We start from the raw sequence: 17,648 nt of genomic DNA, 5'->3' as shown, positions 1-17,648 counted from the left end.
TCCGCTGAAACCCCCACTCCAAGAACAACTAGAGAGGTTCTCTCCATGGCTCGTCTGCCCAACAAAATTGCGGTCGTCACCGGTGGTGCTTCGGGTATTGGTCTGGCTTGTGTGCGTCGCTTCGCCACCGAAGGCGCACAGGTGATCGGGCTGGATGTTGGTGAGCCGCGTGCTGACGTCATTGCCAGTCTCGAGGGCCTGCAGCCGGCGCCGTTGTTCATGTCGCTGGATGTGCGTGACGAGGCCAATGTCGAACGTGTGATGCAGGAGGTGATCAGCCGCTTCGGCCGCATCGATGTCCTGGTCAACGCCGCAGGCGTGAGCAGCATCGGCAGCATCACTGACAGCAGCACCGAGGAATGGCGCCGTGTACTGGACATCAACCTCACCGGCAGCATGCTCACCAGCAAGCACGCCCTGCCACCGATGCTGGCCCAGCGCAGCGGCTCGATCATCAACATCGGTTCGATCTTCGGTGAGCAGGGTTGCGGCGACAACTCGGCGTACAACGTCTCCAAAGGCGGCATCAGCCAGCTGACCCGCTCCATGGCTATCGATTACGGCTATGCCAACGTCCGCGTCAACGGCCTCTGCCCCGGCATGATCGACACGCCCATGACGAAGATGATCAAGGACCAGCAGGAGTTCTACGCCTTCTTCGCCTCGCAGCACATGCTCAGCCGCGCGGGGCAGCCGGAGGAGGTCGCCAACGTGGCCTTGTTCCTCGCTTCCGACGAAGCCTCCTTCGTCAGCGGCCAGATGATCTGCGTTGACGGCGGCTTCTCCGCTGGCCGCCGTTTCGCGCCGCCGAAACTCTGATCGTTGATTGCAACGGGCCGGGGCCTGCCCGGCCCCGGTTTTCCGTTTCCGCGAGAAATTCTTCATGTCCAGCCTGGAATCAGCCCTGACCATCCCGCAATTGCTGGCCGCCGCTGCGACGCACTACGGTGAGTCGATGGCCATCGAGGAGGAAAACAGCCGCCTCAGTTACCACCGACTCGACCAGTTGCGTCGCCAGGCCGCGCGCGCCTTGTTGGCCCTGGAGGTCAAGGCGGGTGATCGCGTGGCGATCTGGGCGCCGAACATCCACGAGTGGATAGTCGCGGCCATCGCCCTGCAGAGCGTGGGGGCGGTGCTGGTGCCGCTGAATACGCGGATGAAGGGGGCCGAAGCCGGGTTCATCCTGCGTGAGAGCGGCGCTCGCGCGCTGTTCCTGATCGGCGAGTTCCTCGGCACCAGCTACCCCGCGCTGCTGGCGGACGAGCTATTGCCCGAGCTGCAACATCGCATCAGCCTGCGCAGCGAAGTCGAGGGTTGCCTGGGTTGGGAGACCTTCCTCACGCTGGGTGACGGAGTGTCGCCGGCGGAACTGGATGTGCGTGAAGTGGAGGTGGACGAGCACAGCCTGTCCGATCTGCTGTTCACCTCCGGCACCACCGGCAAACCCAAGGGCGTGATGACCGCCCACGGTCAGAACCTGCAGATCGTCCGTGACTGGAGCGCGATGGTCGGCCTGCGCCAGGGCGATCGCTACCTGATCGTCAACCCGTTTTTCCACAGCTTCGGCTACAAGGCCGGTTGGCTGGCGGCGCTGATGCGCGGTTGCTGCATCCTGCCGCAGCAGGTGTTCGATGTACCTGTGATGCTCGAGCGTATCGCCCGCGAGCGCATCACCGTGCTACCTGGCCCGCCGACGCTGTACCAGTCGATCCTCAGCCATCCGAACCGCCAGGATTACGACCTCGGGAGCCTGCGTGTGGCGGTGACCGGCGCCGCTTCGGTGCCGGTCGAAATGGTCCGGCGCATGCGCAGCGAACTGGGTTTCGAGACTATCGTCACCGCCTACGGCCTGACCGAGGCCTGCGGCTTCGTCACCATCTGTCGTCCGGGCGATTCCCCGGAATTGGTGGCCAACACCTCGGGTCGCGCCTTCCCTGATGTGGAAGTGCGCTGTGTGGACGGTAACGGCCAGCCAGTGCCTCCGGGTGTGGCGGGTGAAATCCAGGTGCGCGGCTACAACCTGATGCGTGGTTACTTCAATAATCCCGAAGCGACCGCTGAAGCCATCGACGCCGAGGGCTGGCTGCACACGGGCGACGTCGGCGTGCTGGATGAACAGGGCTACCTGCGCATCACCGATCGCCTCAAGGACATGTTCATCACCGGCGGTTTCAACGTATACCCGGCGGAGATCGAACAAGTCATCCTGCGTTATCCGGGCGTGGCGCAAGCCGCCGTGATCGGCATCCCCGACGAGCGCCTGGGTGAAGTGGCCATGGCCTTCCTCCTACCCGCCGCGGGTCAGCACGTAGACACTCAGGCGTTCCTCACCTGGTGCCGCGAGCAGATGGCCAACTACAAGGTGCCGCGCCGCGCGCTGCTGCTGGAGGCCATGCCGCTCAATGCTGCCGGCAAGGTGACCAAGGATGCATTGCGCAAGCTGACGGAAGCCGCTTCGTAACCCTGTAGGGTGCGCCTCGCGCACCAAGGTTCTATCGGCTGGGGTCGGTCGTCTGCCAGGGTCGTAGGATGGCTTGAGGTACGAAACCCAACAATGGCGATGGGTATCGCTACGCTCCACCCATCCTACTGGCTGTGTCTCGTTCACCATCGGCGCGGCCACCCAGAACCGCCACACTGCTGTGAAGGACATAAGCCAGCTCGCTCTGGCGGGTGACGCCAGCCTTGGAAAAGATCGAGCGCAGGTGCGCCTTCACCGTGTTTCGCCGGATGTTCAGCTGTGCGCCGGCTTCATCCAGCGAGTTGCCATGGGCCAGCTGGATCGCCAGTGCGGCTTCTGCGGGGGTGAAGCCGAACAGTTGGCGCAGCGGCTGCTGCTGTACGGAAGCCCTGCGCTCCGGGGCGCGCAGGAAGACCGCCACGGCGGGTTGCTTGCCTTCCAGGCTTTCCTGACTAGGCAGGCTCTGCACCACCACGCCCAGGCTGCTGCGGCCGGATGGGCGCTGCAAGGTGATGGCCTCGGCAATTTGCGGGCCCTGTTTCAGGCGCTCCTCCTGCGCCTGCTTGATCAAACGCTGCAAGGCCTGGTTGTCGCGCCGGTAGGCCGCGCTGAGGCCTTCGTTGAACAGGCTCAGGCCGTCGTTCTCGGCCAGCAGCTCTTTGGCCGCCTGGTTGGTTTCCAACACCTTCAGGTTGTTATCGAGGATCACCGTGCCGATCTGCATGCGCTCGACAGCGGAGGCGTAGAGCTGGCGCTCGACTTCGCTGCGCTTGAGCTGGCCGTGGAGGTTCACGGCCCGTCGCAGATGGGGCAGCAAGCGTGCACAGAAGGCCTTGTCCGCTGCGTTGAACCCGGGTGCCCCGTGTGGACGACAGACACGCAGCCGGCACTCGATGCCGTCTGTGGTATGCAGGTCGGCGCCCATGACGTGGAACACGTCCAGCGGTGCATTGAACTGCTGGTAGAAGGCCGATTCGAGCCAGCGCTCTTCGCCCAGCAGCTCAGCGATCGTATGGACCTCTCCGGACGGCAGTCCGATGAAGGGGTCAAGGGCATAGTAGGTTTCGCTGTAGGCGGATATCGCCCAGGTCTCGACGGGCCCCGCGTTGACCATGAAGCCGGGGTCGCCCGGCGCGCTAGGGCGCAGGATCAAGGTGACGTAGTTGGCCTGGAGCGCAGTACGCAACTGCTCGAGGCTGCGTTGCCAGGGCACCTCTTCGCTGGCGCCTTCGTAGATCTGCTCAATGAGTTCACTGAGTTCATCCAGCGAGAGTTCGGATGCATTCATAGTTGTTATTCACCCCTGGGGCGTAGCGAAAGTCATCGTCCACCCTACGCAGCACCGGCTGGTTTGGGGCGGAGGGTCGCCTGGATGGCTCGCCAGTGCATCCCTCGGATGGACGAGGCTTTTTTAGCACGGGGTCGCCTGGGCGGCAGCCACCTGCAGACCAACTGCACAGTTGGAATCGATTACCGCACATAGATCGTTCAAGCCAATGAAGCCACGCTGTTCAGCAAGGTCTTCACCAGTTGCGCCTGGCGGGTGGCGCCGGTCTTGGCGAACACGCCGCGCAGATGCGCGCGCACGGTATTACGCGACACACCCAGGCGCTCGGCGCTTTCGTCGAGGGTCAGGCCATCCATCATCAGCATCGCTACCTCGGTTTCTGTGCGGGTCAGTTGGAACAGGCTGCGAAGCAGGCGACGCGAAGCTTGCGGCGAGTCGCTTGGGTCGCGGATGAACACAGCGACCGCGGGTCGCCGATCGATGCCCTGACCCTCGTAGTTCAAGGCGATGGGGCGCAAGAGCACATTGAGCGGCACTTCCCCCGTGGGGCGTGCCAGGGTCAGCACCTCGATGCAGTCGTCTTTGCCGTGCTGGTGGTGTTGCAGCACGATCATGATCGCCCGTTGCAGGTTGCGGTTGTCCTGGCCGGCAAAGGCGTAGAGCTTGTCCTGCCGGCATTCGAGGCCATCGCGGGCGGCGAACAGGCGCTGCGCCGCCTGGTTGCTGCGCATCACCTTGCCGGCCTCGTCGAGGATCGCCGTGCCCACCAGCAGGCGATCGATGGTGGCGGCGTAGAGCAGGCGCTCGGAATCCAGCTGATCGACGGTCGAGTGCAAGTCCACAGCTTGCTGCAGGTGCGGCAGCAACAGGCGCACCAGGGCCATTTCCGCAGCGGTGAAGTCCTGGTCGGCGTGCCCTCGGCAGGCGAACAGGGCGCAGTGCATGCCGGCCACCGTGCGCATATTGGCTACCAGCACATAGCGCAGGTCGAGCGGGCGTAGGTAAGCCAGGTAAAAGTCATGGGCCAGCCAATGCTCGGCGCCCATCACTTCGTCGGCGCTGACCACCTGGTCGGCGGGCCAGTTCAGAAAGGGGCAGATCGAGTAGTAGTGCTCGCTATAGGAGGGTTCGCCCGGTAGGTGCGGGCCATGGATCGAGGCGTTGACGATCAGCCCCGGCCGCTCATGGGCAGGGTTGCGCAGCACCAGGGTGAGGAAGCTCGCGCCGATGCGTTGGCGCAGCGCCTCCAGCAGGCTGGCCCAGGGGGTAGGTTCCAGCGGACCCCGGTAGGTCAGTGCCAGCAGTTCGCTAAGATCCGGGCCACTAATGCCCGCGAGTTCATGGGCGTGTCGAAGGTCGTGCATCCTCGCCTCTCTAGTTGTGGTTGTCGGGCTGGATGGGGCGAGTATTGGTGGCTCGGGCGTTGAGCAAATCGTCCGTTCGGCCTAGCCAATGGCGAGGCCTTCGCGAGCAAGCTGGCTCCTACGGGGCGGGAGGGTGGCAGGCCCTGTAGGAGCCAGCTTGCCGGCGAACGGCCGGGCGGCAATCCCGGCTAAGGCATCAACAGTCGCTCGACGATGCGCTCGGCGGCCGCTTCCGCCGTTTCGCTTCCTGTGTCGACGTGGATATCCGGCGCCAGTGGCGGCTCGTAGGGCGAATCGATGCCGGTAAAGTTCTTCAGCTCGCCGCGCCGTGCCTTCTGGTAGAGGCCTTTGGGGTCGCGCTGCTCGGCCAGGGCCAGAGGCGCATCGATGAAGACCTCCAGGAAGGCCCCTTCACCGGCCAGGCTGCGCGCCAGTTCCCGCTCGGCGCGGAAGGGCGAGATGAACGACACCAGCGTGATCAGCCCCGCGTCCAGCATCAGCCTCGCCACTTCGGCCACCCGGCGGATGTTCTCTACCCGATCGGCTTCGCTGAAGCCCAGGTCACGGTTCAGACCGTGTCGCACGTTGTCGCCGTCGAGCAGGTAGGTGTGCCGGCCCAGCGCGTGCAGCTTGCGTTCCACCAGGTTGGCGATGGTCGACTTGCCGGCACCGGAGAGACCGGTGAGCCAGAGGATGCGCGGGGTCTGTCCCTTGAGTGCGGCATGGGCCTGGCGATTCACGTCGATGGCCTGCCAATGCACGTTCTGTGCGCGGCGCAGGGCGAAGTGCAGCATGCCGGCGGCCACGGTCTGGTTGCTCAGCCGGTCGATGACGATGAAGCCGCCGGTATCGCGGTTCTCGGCATAGGCATCGAAGGCGATCGGCTGGTCCAGGCTCAGGTTGCACACGCCGATCTCGTTCAGCTCCAGGGTCTTGGCTGCCAGTTGCTCCAGGGTGTTGACGTTGATCTTGTGCTTGAGGGAGGCGCAACTCATGCCGAGGGTGCGGCAACCGACCTTCATCAGGTAGGGGCGACCGGGTAGCAGCGGTTCCCCGCCCATCCACACCAGGGTGGCCTCGAACTGGTCGGCCACGGCAGGTGGCGCATCGGCCAGGGCGATCAGGTCGCCACGGCTGATGTCGATCTCGTCTTCCAGGGTCAGGGTCACGGCTTGGCCGCAGATGGCCTCTTCTTGCGCGCCGGCCATACCGAGAATGCCGCTGATGCGACTCTGTTGGCCCGACGGCAGCGCGCGGATGCGTTCGCCCACGCGAATACTGCCCGCTGCCACGTTGCCGGAGTAGCCGCGGAAGTCGAGGTTCGGCCGATTCACCCATTGCACGGGCAAGCGGAAGGCTGCGTTGCCGGGTTGGGCTGTTTCCAGCGGCACGCTTTCCAGGTGCTGGAGCAGGCACGGGCCCTGGTACCAGGGCATGTTGGCGCTGGGCTCCAGCAGATTGTCGCCCTTGAGTGCCGAGAGCGGGATGCACTGGATGTCCGTCAGCCCGAGTTGCCCGGCGAAGGCGCGGTAATCAGCCTCGATGCGGTTGAAGACATCCTCGGAATAGCCCATCAGGTCCATCTTGTTCACCGCCACCAGCACTTGGCGGATGCCCAGCAAGGACACCAGGTAACTGTGTCGGCGCGTCTGCGGCAACAAGCCCTGGCGTGCGTCGATGAGGATCACCGCAAGGTCGGCGGTGGAGGCACCGGTGACCATGTTGCGCGTGTACTGCTCGTGGCCGGGGGTGTCGGCGACGATGAACTTGCGCTTGTCGGTGGCGAAGAAGCGGTACGCCACATCGATGGTGATGCCTTGCTCACGCTCGGCGGCCAGGCCGTCCACCAGCAGGGCGAAGTCCAGCTCACCGCCCTGGGTGCCGATCTTCCTGGAGTCCGCTTCGAGCTGGCCGAGCTGGTCTTCGAAGAGCACTTTCGACTCGTACAGAAGGCGCCCGATCAAGGTGCTCTTGCCGTCGTCGACGCTGCCACAGGTGATGAAGCGCAGCAGGTCCTTGTGCTGTTGCTGTTCGAGGTACTGGTCCAGGTTGGTAATGGCGCTCATTAGAAATACCCCTCTTGTTTCTTCTTCTCCATGGAGCCGGCCGAGTCGCTGTCGATCAGTCGGCCCTGGCGCTCGGAAGTACGGCTCACCAGCATTTCCTGGATGATTGCCGACAGGTTGTCGGCCTCGCTGTCGATGGCGCCGGTCAGCGGGTAGCAGCCGAGGGTGCGGAAGCGCACCTTGCGCAGTTCGGGTGTTTCGCCGGGACGCAGCGGCAGGCGCTCGTCATCGACCATGATCAGCGTGCCGTCACGGCGCACCACGGGGCGCTCCTTGGCGAAGTAGAGGGGCACGATGGGGATCTGTTCGAGGTAGATGTATTGCCAGATATCCAGCTCGGTCCAGTTCGACAGCGGGAATACGCGCAGGCTTTCGCCCTTGCGTTTGCGCGTGTTGTACAAGCGCCAGAGTTCCGGGCGCTGTTGCTTGGGGTCCCAGCGGTGCTGCTCGGAGCGGATCGAGAAGACCCGTTCCTTGGCGCGGGACTTCTCCTCGTCGCGGCGGGCACCGCCGAAGGCCGCGTCGAAGCCATAGAGATCCAGGGCTTGCTTCAACCCTTGGGTTTTCCACACGTCGGTGTGCAGCGCCGAGCCATGGGTGAACGGATCGATCTGGCGTTCCAGACCTTCCGGGTTGATGTGCACCAGCAGTTCCAGTCCCAGGCGTTGGGCGGTCTGGTCGCGGAAGGCGATCATTTCGCGGAACTTCCAGGTGGTGTCCACGTGCAGCAGGGGGAAGGGCGGCTTGCCCGGGGCGAAGGCCTTCATCGCCAGGTGCAGCATCACCGCGCTGTCCTTGCCGATGGAGTAGAGCATCACCGGGTTTTCACACTCGGCTACCACTTCGCGGATGATCTGGACGCTTTCCGCTTCCAGCCGTTGTAGATGAGTCAGCATTGCTTGCCTCCTTGGATGGAGCCGGGGTCGGCCTGGTATGGCCGGCCCGGCTTTTTTCCACGGTAGGGAAAGCGCCGCTGCGGGTTCTTCGTCTGAGCGGACGAAGTTTCAGCGACCCGCGGCAAAGAGGGATTCGGCGCGCGCCTTGACGGCCAGGGCCACCGCATCGAAGCCCTGCTTGACCCAGGGACCGTGCAGCGCCATCACTTGATCGGCGGTCGGGCCGAGAAACAGGTCGGTGGTGTAGTAGCGGCAGCTCGCGGCGCCCGTGGCTTCGATGACCTGGTCGCGACGAGCGGCATCCGGATTACTGGCGCTGGAGAACATTTCCCACGACAGCAAGCGTTGCGGATCGAAGGCGACCAGCTCTTCGATCACATGCACCAACTCGCCGGGTCGGGCGGGGTCGGGCAGGTACAGATTCACCGGCTCGCCCAGGCGCAGGCTGGATTCCACCTTGACCGTGAAGGGGTTCCACTGCGGGTAGCGCTCCAGGTCGATGAGCACCGACCAGACCAGCTCGGCGGGGGCGGCGATATCCACGGTCAGCGAGCGGACCAGGTTCTTTTCGTCAGGCATTGGGAATTCCTTGGCTGAGTGCGCGGCGCTGCAGGGTGCAGCGCCGTTCCCGAGCGATCCTCCCAGTGCGTCACGCGCGGCTCCTCGTCCAGGCGGACTAGGGCGCTCGTACTCCCTCGTTGTAAGGACCAACTTGCCGGCGAATGGGCGGCGGCTTTCGCGAGCAAGCTCGCTCCTACGAGGCTGCGGGGTAGCACTGAGCAGGTTGCCGCAGTGTGAAGCGAAGCCCAACGCCCCGCGCATTTTAGTCCGCTCAGACGAAGAACCCAGACCGTCGGCCTCCCTAAGGTGCCTGCAGTGGCGGGGTGTCCGCCGGACCAGAGGAGACCGACATGGCGACAGATGGAATCGAACAACGGGTGCTCAGCGGGCAGGTCTGGAGCGATTTCTGCGACCAGCTCAAACGCAGTGGCGAGCAGATATTGCGGGCTGAGGCGCCGAACGATGCGCAAACCCGCGCCGAGGGATTCCGCTACCTCAGCCGCCTGCTGCGCATTGCCCTGGAAATGCACCTGGAGTTTGCCGACCCGGACTTCCCCGGATTCTTCTCCCCGTCTCACGAGACGGCCAAGATCGGCGCGGATAACCCAGACAATCTCTACCAATACGCGCGTCTCAACGGCGAGCGGCAGTACCGCGTCAGCGGCCGTCGCGGCAGCGTGTCCTACCTCAGCTTCGGCACCCAGAAGGGCGGGTATGAGAGCGACGGGAAGATGATCCAGACCGGATTCATCGATGCCAGCCAGCTTCAACTGAAGGCCGATGGCAGCTTCGAGATCATCCTCAGTCAGGAGCCAGTAGCGCAGGGCAACTGGTTGCGCCTGGAGCCCGAGAGCAATGCGCTGATCGTCCGCCAGACTTTTCTCGACCGCACCAGCGAGCAGCCCGCTCAGTTGCGCATCGAGCGCCTGGACAGCCGCCAGCAGCCGGAGCCTTTGAGTGCCGAGCGCCTGTATCAGAGCCTGGGAAGGGTCGCCAGTTTCGTAGAGAACACTTCGCGGCTATTTGCCGACTGGGCCCAGGGTTACCAGGCCCACACCAACCAACTACCTCCCGCGGACCAGGCCCTGTGCCAGTCTGTGGGCGGTGATCCGAACATCTTCTACTACCACAGCTACTGGTCCCTGGCGGACGACGAGGCGCTGCTGATCGAAGTCGACCAGGTGCCTGCCTGCGACTTCTGGAACCTGCAGATCAACAACTACTGGATGGAGTCCCTCGACTACCGCCATCACCGCATCTGCCTGAACAAGCATTCGGCGCAGTCGGACGCGCGTGGCGGGGTGCGCATGGTACTGAGTCACCGTGACCCCGGTCTGCCGAACTGGCTGGAAACCGCCGGCCATGCCGACGGCACCCTCTGCCTGCGCTGGGTCGGTGCCAAGCAGCCGGTCCATCCCACCACGCGCGTGGTCAAGCTCGACCACCTCAAGGAGCTGCAATGACCAACCCCATTGAAACGGGCGAGGAGTTTGCCCCAAACAGTCTGCTGGCCGAGGCCCGCGCACGTGCCGGCGGGCTCGATGACTTCGGCCCCGGTGATTTCCGCGAGGCCCTCCAGGTTCTGGAGAGTGCCCTGCATGACCAAGCCCGCCTCTGCGCCCAAGGCCGTGCCCTGCTCAGGGAAAAACTGGTCGCGCAACTGGTCAACCGCCTGGTAATCGAGGACCACTGCAAGCGCTACCCGGAGATTCTCCAGCAGCCCATCGATGACCCGTTGGTGATCGTCGGCCTACCGCGCACCGGCACCACGTTGCTGCAGCGCGTGCTGTCGGTTGACCCGCAGTTCAGCAAGGCGCAGTGGTGGGAAACCCGCTACCCGGCGCCGCTGCCCGGCGAAACCCTGGAGCAGCCTCAGGTGCGAATCGAGCGGGCGCGCGCCGAGGTGGCCGGGATGATCGAGTTCGTGCCGCAGATCCTCGCCATCCACCCGCTCGACGCCGAGCAGCCGGATGAAGAGTTCATGCTCATGGAGCATTCGTTCCTCTGCGCCATGGATTCCTACGTCAACGTGCCGGCCTACACCGCCTGGCTCGACCGGCAGGATCAGACCCAGGTCTACACCTACCTGAAGAAGATGCTGCAGTTCCTGCAATGGCAGCAGGCACGTCGTGGCATCGCGCGGGGGCGCCGCTGGCTGCTGAAGAGCCCGCAGCACCTGCATACCCTGGAACTGCTGCTGAAGGTCTTCCCAAAGGCCCAGGTGATCCTTACCCATCGCGACCCGGCCAAGACCATTCCCTCGCTGGCCAGCTTCATCCACACCCTCTGGCAGATCTACAGCGACCAGGCGGACCCGGCCCAGGTCGGCGAGCAGTGGAGCCAGCGCATGGCCCGCGCCCTGCGCCACTGCATGGCGGTACGCGAGGACATGCCGGCCGGCGCCTTCCTCGACGTGCACTTCGAAGACACCGTGAGCCAGCCGCTGGGCGTGGTCGAGCGCATCTACCGCTTCGCCGGGCTGGAGTTGACCCCCCCCGTGCGTGAGGCGATGGCCGACTGGCTGTCGCGCAATGGCCGCGAAAAGCGTGCGGCGCACCACTACGACCCGGCCTCCTTCGGCCTCGACGAGGCACGCTTGCAACGCGACTACGGCGATTACCGCGCCCGCCATCTGGCCTGAACAGGCCGGCGCCGGCCTGCTGGCGAATGCGCTGCTGGGGCCGGCGTCGGTTTTTGTGTGTAGGAGCGAGCTTGCTCGCGAAGGGGACCCCCGGAGTTCGCGAGCAAGAACCAGGCGTCCCCCCTTGTACCTACGAACAGAAGATCGATAACAACAAGAGGAAATGAACATGTTGCTGAAAGACAAGGTTGTGATGATTTCCGGTATCGGCCCGGGAATGGGCATCAAGCTCGCACTGGAAGCCGCCCGCGAGGGCGCCCGTGCGGTGGCCATCTGCGCCCGCAATGAAGCGCGCCTGCGCGAGGCCGAAGAGCGCGTTCGTGCGATCGGCACCGACTGCCAGGTGCTCTGGATGCCCACCGACGTGAGCGACGCCAAGGCTTGCCAGGCGTTTGCCGAGGCCACGGTGGCGCGCTTCGGGCGTATCGATGCTCTGGTCAACAGCGCCTATGCCCATGGCGGCTTCGATCTGCTGGAAAACTGCTCCGATCAGTTGATGCAGGAGGCCCTCGACGTAAATCTGTTCGGCTCGTTGCACCTGACCCGTGCCGTGCTGCCACAGATGAAGGCCCAGCGCTCCGGCGCCATCGTCATGATCAACACCCTGGGCGTGCACCAGCCCTATGCGGGCGGCGGCGCCTACGCGATTTCCAAAGGCACTCTGGCGGTGGCGGTGCGCTACCTGGCGAACGAGCTGGCTGAACATGGCCTGCGGGTCAACGGCCTGGCCTGTGGCTGGATGTGGGGCGAGCCGGTACAGGCCCATGTGCGCGAGGCTGCGGCTGCGCGGTGCATCAGCGAAGAGCTGGTGCGGACCGAGTGCAGCGCGGGGATTCCCGGCGGGCGCATGCCGGGCGACGAGGAATGTGCCCGTGCGGCGTTGTTCCTGGCCTCCGACTACGCCAGCGCCATCAATGGTGTGCAACTGGACGCCAACGGCGGCGAACTGATGCGCTGATTGCATGTAGGAACCCGCTTGCTGGCGAAAGGCCTGGCGCCGAATTCGCCAGCAAGCTGGCTCCTACAGATTCGAATCCGAGGAATATGAAAATGCTCGATCACTGTGCCTTCAATGGTGACGCGGACGGACTCTGCGCCCTGCAGCAACTGCGCCTGGCCGGGGAGCTGGACGCTGCGGTGCGCCTGGTCAGCGGAGTGAAGCGCGACATTGGCCTGCTGCAGCGCGTGCAGGCGGGCCCTGGCGAGCGTGTGACGGTGCTGGATATCGCCCATGAGCAGAACCGCTCGGATGTCGCGCGGCTTCTCGAGGCCGGTGCCCGCATTCGCTACTTCGACCACCACTTTGCCGGCGAGCTGCCGCAGCACCCAGGGTTCGAGTCCTTCATCGACACGGCTGCAGATGTCTGCACCAGCCTGCTGGTGGATCGCTTCCTGGAGGGGCGATTCCACCGCTGGGCAGTGGCGGCGGCCTTCGGCGATGGCATGTCGGGCCCGGCCCGGGCGCTGGCCGCGCGTCATGGGCTTGGGGAGGAGGACATCGGCGGCCTGGAAGAATTGGGCCTGCTGCTGAACTACAACGCCTATGGCGAAAGCCTGGCCGACCTGCACTTCGATCCGGTGCTGTTGGCGGCGAAGTTGTTGCCCTATGACGATCCCCTGGGCTTCGTGCGGGATAGCCTCAGCTTTGTCCGTTTGCGCGAAGGATATGCGGCTGACATGGCGGCTGCGGCCAGCCTGGAACCCTGGCAGGCGGGCGCAGGGGCGTTGCTCTATCGCCTGCCGGCTGAGCCCTGGGCGCGGCGGGTCAGTGGTGTGCTGGCCAACCAGCTGGCCGCGCGGGATCCGCAGCGCGCGCTCGGCCTGCTCAGTGCCAGGGCTGATGGCGACTGGACTTTCAGTCTGCGCGTACCGGCCACTGCCAGCCTGGAGGCGGATGCCTTCTGCCGAAGCTTCGCCACCGGCGGCGGGCGCAAGCGGGCCGCCGGCATCAACCGCTTAGCGGCCGAGGACCTGCAAGACTTCGTCGGGCAGTACCTTCAGGCCTATCCCCACGCAGCCCTGTAGGCGCCAGCATGCTGGCGAATCCCGGGGAGCAGGTTCGCGAGCAAGCTCGCTCCTACGGGGGGATGGTGGCCGGCGTTGCAGGAGCCAGCTTGCTGGCGAATCCGGAGGAGCAGGTTCGCGAGCAAGCTCGCTCCTACGGGGGGATGGTGGCAGGCGTTGCAGGAGCCAGCTTGCTGGCGAACCCGGCGGAGCAGGTTCGCGAGCAAGCTCGCTCCTACGAGGGGATGGTGGCAGGCGTTGTAGGAGCCAGCTTGCTGGCGAATCCGGAGGAGCAGGTTCGCGAGCAAGCTCGCTCCTACGGGGGGATGGTGGCCGGCGTTGTAGGAGCCAGCTTGCTGGCGAATCCGGCGGAGCAGGTTCGCGAGCAAGCTCGCTCCTACGGGGGGATGGTGGCCGGCGTTGTAGGAGCCAGCTTGCTGGCGAATCCGGAGGAGCAGGTTCGCGAGCAAGCTCGCTCCTACGAGGGGATGGTGGCCGGCGTTGTAGGAGCCAGCTTGCTGGCGAATCCGGAGGAGCAGGTTCGCGAGCAAGCTCGCTCCTACGAGGGGATGGTGGCCTGCGTTGTAGGAGCCAGCTTGCTGGCGAATCCGGGGGAGCAGGTTCGCGAGCAAGTTCGCGCCTGAGGCGGAGTGCGCAGGGTGGTCCGTAGGGCTCTGGCGCGCGGCTTCTGTGCGAGGTCTAACCCGTGTGGGCTAGTCCCTGGCAGGGATGTTTGGGGCTTGGCATTGCACAATAGTTCGAGTCGACATCCATCACCTTCAGGAGAGCAGCATGGAACGGTCGACTCCCGATCATGGCACCGTATCTGCACGACGCTTCGCCCGCGGCTGGCACTGCCTCGGCCTGGTGGCCGATTACGCCGACGGCAAACCCCATCCGCTGAACATCTTCGGCACCCGGCTCGTGGCTTTCCGGGGCGAGGATGGCGCGATGCACATCCTCGATGGCTACTGCCCGCACATGGGCGCGGACCTCGCCGGTGGGCATGTGGAGGGCGACAGCGTCGTCTGCCCATTCCACCACTGGAAGTGGGGCAGCGATGGCAAGTGCGTGTCCATTCCGTACTGCAAGCGCGTGCCGGCGCGGGCAAAGGTCAAGGCGTGGCCGACCCTGGAGAAGAACCAGTTGCTGTTCGTCTGGCATGACGCAGAAGGCAACGCGCCGGACCCGGCGGTCGAGATTCCCCGTATCGAGGCCTGTTATTCGGCCGACTGGACCGAATGGATGATGCGCAAGATGGTGATCCAGACCAACTGCCGCGAACTGGTGGATAACCTCGCCGATGTTGCGCACTTCGGACCGGTCCATGGCTCGCCGGCCAGCTACTTCTGCAACACCTTCGACGGTCACTTGGGCTACCAGATGTTCCAAGGTGAGGACAGCGAACTGCTCGGCAGCGGCCTGCGCGCGGACAGCGCCTATTTCGGGCCGGCCTATCACATCACCCGTATGACTGCGAAGACGGGCGGGCAGACGGTCGATACGCTGCTGCTCAACTGCCACGTACCGATCGACCAGAACAGCTTCGAGCTGCGCTATGCGATCAAGGTGCTGAAACAGTCGCACCTTTCCGAAGCCGAGAACCAGGCCATCGCCGAGGGCTACGCGGGGCAGGCGCACAAGTCGTTCTTCCAGGACGTGGCGATCTGGCACAGCAAGACCCGCATCGACAAGCCGATTCTCTGCGACGGCGATGGCCCCGTTTACCAACTGCGCGAGTGGTACGAGCAGTTCTATACCGATGTCGCCGATCTGCCTGCCCCGAGCAAGAAAGTTTTCGAGAGCAAGGGTGGCGTCTGGCGCCAGCTCGATGAAGTGCCCGAACAGGCCCGCAGCCAGCTGCACCTGATCTGAGTACAGCTTCAGGCGCACGGCATTTCAGAACAAAAAACATAAGGGGAGCGACATGAAGCTCAAAGGCAAGGTGGCGCTGGTCACCGGCGCAGGATCGGGAATGGGGCGCGCCACGGCGGAGCTGTTCGCCACCGAAGGGGCGAGCGTGGTGGTGGTGGATATCGACGAGGCCGCGGCGCAGCGCACCATGGCAGGACTGGCCAATCGCGAGGATTGCCTGGCCGCCGCCTGTGACATTGCTGACGGCGAGTCAGTGGCGCGGCTCTTTGCCGAAGCGGAAAAGCGCTACGGCCGACTCGACGTACTGGTCAACAACGCCGGCCTCGGCCAGGTGCCGGGCGATGGATTCGACAAGTACCAGCAGCGCCTGGCCAAGCGCAGCGAGCAATTGGCGGCGGGCGCTGAGCCCGACGTGTTCACCGACATGATCGTCGACCTGACCGATGCCGGCTGGCAGCGGATCGTCGATATCAACCTCAACGGCACCTTCTACTGCAGTCGCGCGGCGGTGCGATTGATGATCGCCGGCGGCAGCCGCGGCTCAATCATCAACATCGCCAGCCTGTCGGCGTTCAGTGGCGAAGGGCCGCTGGCCTACTGCGCGTCCAAGGCCGCCATGATCGGCCTGGGCAAATGCCTGGCGCGCGACCTCGGCCCGCGCGGGATCCGCGTCAACACCATCTGCCCGGGGCCGACCCGCACGCCGATGATGCAGTCGATCTCCAAGGAGTGGCAGCAGGCCCTGGAACGCGCCATCCCACTGGGTCGGCTGCTGGAGCCGGAGGAGATCGCCCGCACCTGCCTGTTCCTGGCCAGCGATGATGCCAGCGCCTTTACCGGACAAACCCTCGCCGCCGCCGGCGGCATGATGATGCTCTAAGAGGACTTTCGAATGACTGGACGACTGCAAGGCAAGGTGGCGCTGATCAGTGGCGCGGGGACTGGGATCGGTGCCGCGGCGGCCAAGATGTTCGCCGCCCAGGGCGCCAAGGTGATGCTCTGCGGACGCCGCCAGGCACCGCTGGAAGCGGTAGTGGCGGAGATATGCGAGCAGGGTGGGGACGCCGACTGGGTGCAGACCGACGTCACCGATGAGCAGGCGGTGGATCGCGCCGTCAGCACCACCCTGGAGCGTTTTGGCCGTTTCGACATCATGGTCAACAACGCGGTGAACTACACCTGGGGTCCGCTGGTGGGCCTTTCCACCGAGGAGTGGCACAAGAGCCTGCGCGGCAGCCTCGATGTGGCCTTCTTCGGCACCCGCGCGGCGATGCGGGTGATGCAGGGCAAGGGCGGCTCGATCATCAATATGGGCTCGGTCGCCGGCCTGCTCGGCAGTCCGGGTCTCAGCGCCTACGGCGCGGCCAAGGCCGGGGTAGTCAACTTCAGCCGCGCGGCGGCCCTGGAGGGCGCGGCCGAGAAAGTCCGCGTCAATGTGGTCATTCCCGGCATCGTCTGGAGTGAAGGCACCCGCGAGGCGATGCGCAGTGAACAGATGATCGAGGGGACGGCGCGGGCTGTGCCGCTGCGCCGCATCGGCGAGCCCGAGGAAGTTGCCAACGCGATCCTCTTCCTGGCCTCGGACGAATCCTCCTACATCACCGGCCAGACCCTGGTGGTCGATGGCGGCAAGACCTGCGAGCTCAACGTTGGCGCCAGCGACTACACCTCGGCAACTTCCACTGAAATCAGATCGACCCCAAGCGAGGCGTAAATCCATGGATATCAAACTGAATTCTCCTGCCAGCCCCGTACTGGTGACCGGCGGCGCCTCCGGTATCGGTGAGGCCACCGCCGAGGCTCTGGCAGCAGTGAAGCGCCCTGTCGCCATCTGGGACCTGCAGGCCGACAAGGCGCAAGCCGTGGCTGCGCGGCTTTCCGAGCAGTACGGCGTGCCGTGCCTTGGGTTGGGCATCGACCTGCGTGATCCGGCGGCCATCGCCCCGGCCCTCGAGCAGACCCGTGCGGAACTCGGGGCGCCGGGCGGCCTGGTGCACGCCGCTGGGGTGGTCGACCAGACTGGCCTGGAAAATCTGACGGCGGACAGCTGGGACCTGGTGTTGAACGTCAACCTGCGCGCCATGGCGCTGCTGGTGCAGGCGATGCTGCCTGATCTGCGCGCCAATCCGGGTTCCGCCGTGGTCGGCATCGCCTCGATCAACGCCACGCTGGGTAATGGGTTGATTCCTTCCTACAGCGCCTCCAAGGGCGGGATGCTGTCGATGGTTCGCTCGATGGCCGATGCCCTTGGTGCCGACGGTATTCGCGTCAACTCGGTGTCGCCGGGGCAGATCCTCACGCCGATGGTCGAGCCGATCGCGGCCGCGCGACCTGGCTTCTTCGAGCGACGCATTCTCCTCGGCCGCCTCGGCCAGTCACAGGAAATCGGCCGCGTGGTGCGCTTCCTGCTGTCCGACGAGGCCAGTTACATCAACGCTGCGGAAATCGTTGTCGACGGCGGCAACATTTCCTCGCAGCGTTGATCCGGGAGA

16 protein-coding genes are annotated in these 17,648 nt (G+C 64.9%); 11 read left to right on the top strand and 5 right to left on the bottom strand.

The window, feature by feature from the left end; all coding sequences use genetic code 11:
* Positions 1–45: 45 nt before the first annotated feature.
* Together OXH74_RS02560 and OXH74_RS02555 are read left to right on the top strand one after the other, a co-directional pair.
* Positions 46–819 carry an SDR family NAD(P)-dependent oxidoreductase gene (locus OXH74_RS02560; protein WP_375739955.1) on the top strand — a complete coding sequence of 258 codons (774 nt, stop codon included), beginning with the start codon at positions 46–48 and terminating at the stop codon, positions 817–819.
* A 64-nt stretch (positions 820–883) separates the two neighbouring features.
* On the top strand, positions 884–2,461 hold the full coding sequence (locus tag OXH74_RS02555; protein ID WP_375739954.1) for a FadD3 family acyl-CoA ligase: 1,578 nt from the start codon (positions 884–886) through the stop codon (positions 2,459–2,461).
* A 109-nt stretch (positions 2,462–2,570) separates the two neighbouring features.
* Here the strand turns inward: OXH74_RS02555 and OXH74_RS02550 are convergent, their stop codons facing one another.
* The 5 genes from OXH74_RS02550 to OXH74_RS02530 all read right to left on the bottom strand — a co-directional run bounded on the left by OXH74_RS02550 (position 2,571) and on the right by OXH74_RS02530 (position 8,654).
* A complete protein-coding gene (locus OXH74_RS02550) occupies positions 2,571–3,749 on the bottom strand; it encodes a helix-turn-helix transcriptional regulator (RefSeq protein ID WP_375739953.1) in 1,179 nt (392 codons plus the stop codon).
* Between the two features lie 200 nt (positions 3,750–3,949).
* Positions 3,950–5,113: a helix-turn-helix transcriptional regulator gene (locus OXH74_RS02545; protein WP_375739952.1), complete on the bottom strand. Its 1,164-nt coding sequence runs from the start codon at positions 5,111–5,113 to the stop codon at positions 3,950–3,952.
* Between the two features lie 188 nt (positions 5,114–5,301).
* Positions 5,302–7,179, bottom strand: a complete 1,878-nt coding sequence (cysN, locus tag OXH74_RS02540) for a sulfate adenylyltransferase subunit CysN (protein WP_375739951.1) — start codon at positions 7,177–7,179, stop codon at positions 5,302–5,304.
* Complete coding sequence (gene cysD, locus OXH74_RS02535; protein ID WP_215372670.1) at positions 7,179–8,075, bottom strand: sulfate adenylyltransferase subunit CysD; 897 nt, start codon at positions 8,073–8,075, stop codon at positions 7,179–7,181. The genes cysN and cysD overlap by 1 nt, the downstream gene beginning before the upstream one ends.
* A gap of 108 nt (positions 8,076–8,183) precedes the next feature.
* On the bottom strand, positions 8,184–8,654 hold the full coding sequence (locus tag OXH74_RS02530; protein ID WP_375739950.1) for an SRPBCC domain-containing protein: 471 nt from the start codon (positions 8,652–8,654) through the stop codon (positions 8,184–8,186).
* 332 nt (positions 8,655–8,986) lie between these two features.
* On the opposite strand from OXH74_RS02530, the gene OXH74_RS02525 reads away from it, so the two are divergent.
* The 9 genes from OXH74_RS02525 to OXH74_RS02485 all read left to right on the top strand — a co-directional run bounded on the left by OXH74_RS02525 (position 8,987) and on the right by OXH74_RS02485 (position 17,639).
* Positions 8,987–10,099 carry a DUF1214 domain-containing protein gene (locus tag OXH74_RS02525; RefSeq protein ID WP_375739949.1) on the top strand — a complete coding sequence of 371 codons (1,113 nt, stop codon included), beginning with the start codon at positions 8,987–8,989 and terminating at the stop codon, positions 10,097–10,099.
* A complete protein-coding gene (locus tag OXH74_RS02520) occupies positions 10,096–11,277 on the top strand; it encodes a sulfotransferase (RefSeq protein WP_375739948.1) in 1,182 nt (393 codons plus the stop codon). Before OXH74_RS02525 ends, OXH74_RS02520 begins: the two co-directional genes overlap by 4 nt.
* A gap of 169 nt (positions 11,278–11,446) precedes the next feature.
* Positions 11,447–12,235: an SDR family oxidoreductase gene (locus OXH74_RS02515; RefSeq protein ID WP_375739947.1), complete on the top strand. Its 789-nt coding sequence runs from the start codon at positions 11,447–11,449 to the stop codon at positions 12,233–12,235.
* Between the two features lie 92 nt (positions 12,236–12,327).
* Positions 12,328–13,302 (top strand): acetyltransferase, encoded by a 975-nt coding sequence (locus tag OXH74_RS02510; protein WP_375739946.1) that lies wholly within the window; start codon positions 12,328–12,330, stop codon positions 13,300–13,302.
* Positions 13,303–13,310: 8 nt separating this feature from the next.
* On the top strand, positions 13,311–13,925 hold the full coding sequence (locus tag OXH74_RS02505; protein ID WP_375739945.1) for a hypothetical protein: 615 nt from the start codon (positions 13,311–13,313) through the stop codon (positions 13,923–13,925).
* A gap of 148 nt (positions 13,926–14,073) precedes the next feature.
* On the top strand, positions 14,074–15,156 hold the full coding sequence (locus OXH74_RS02500; protein ID WP_375739944.1) for a Rieske 2Fe-2S domain-containing protein: 1,083 nt from the start codon (positions 14,074–14,076) through the stop codon (positions 15,154–15,156).
* A 52-nt stretch (positions 15,157–15,208) separates the two neighbouring features.
* A complete protein-coding gene (locus OXH74_RS02495) occupies positions 15,209–16,036 on the top strand; it encodes an SDR family NAD(P)-dependent oxidoreductase (RefSeq protein WP_375739943.1) in 828 nt (275 codons plus the stop codon).
* A 12-nt stretch (positions 16,037–16,048) separates the two neighbouring features.
* Positions 16,049–16,870 (top strand): SDR family NAD(P)-dependent oxidoreductase, encoded by an 822-nt coding sequence (locus tag OXH74_RS02490; RefSeq protein WP_375739942.1) that lies wholly within the window; start codon positions 16,049–16,051, stop codon positions 16,868–16,870.
* A 4-nt stretch (positions 16,871–16,874) separates the two neighbouring features.
* The gene (locus tag OXH74_RS02485; protein ID WP_375739941.1) at positions 16,875–17,639 is read left to right on the top strand and encodes an SDR family NAD(P)-dependent oxidoreductase; all 765 of its coding nucleotides are present in this window, start codon (positions 16,875–16,877) and stop codon (positions 17,637–17,639) included.
* Positions 17,640–17,648: the final 9 nt, after the last annotated feature.

It is taken from the genome of Metapseudomonas boanensis (assembly GCF_042232855.1).
GTDB classification, from domain to species: Bacteria; Pseudomonadota; Gammaproteobacteria; order Pseudomonadales; family Pseudomonadaceae; genus Metapseudomonas; species Metapseudomonas boanensis.
The sequence above is the reverse complement of the archived record's forward strand: the minus strand, read 5'-3'. Positions and strand labels throughout refer to the sequence as shown.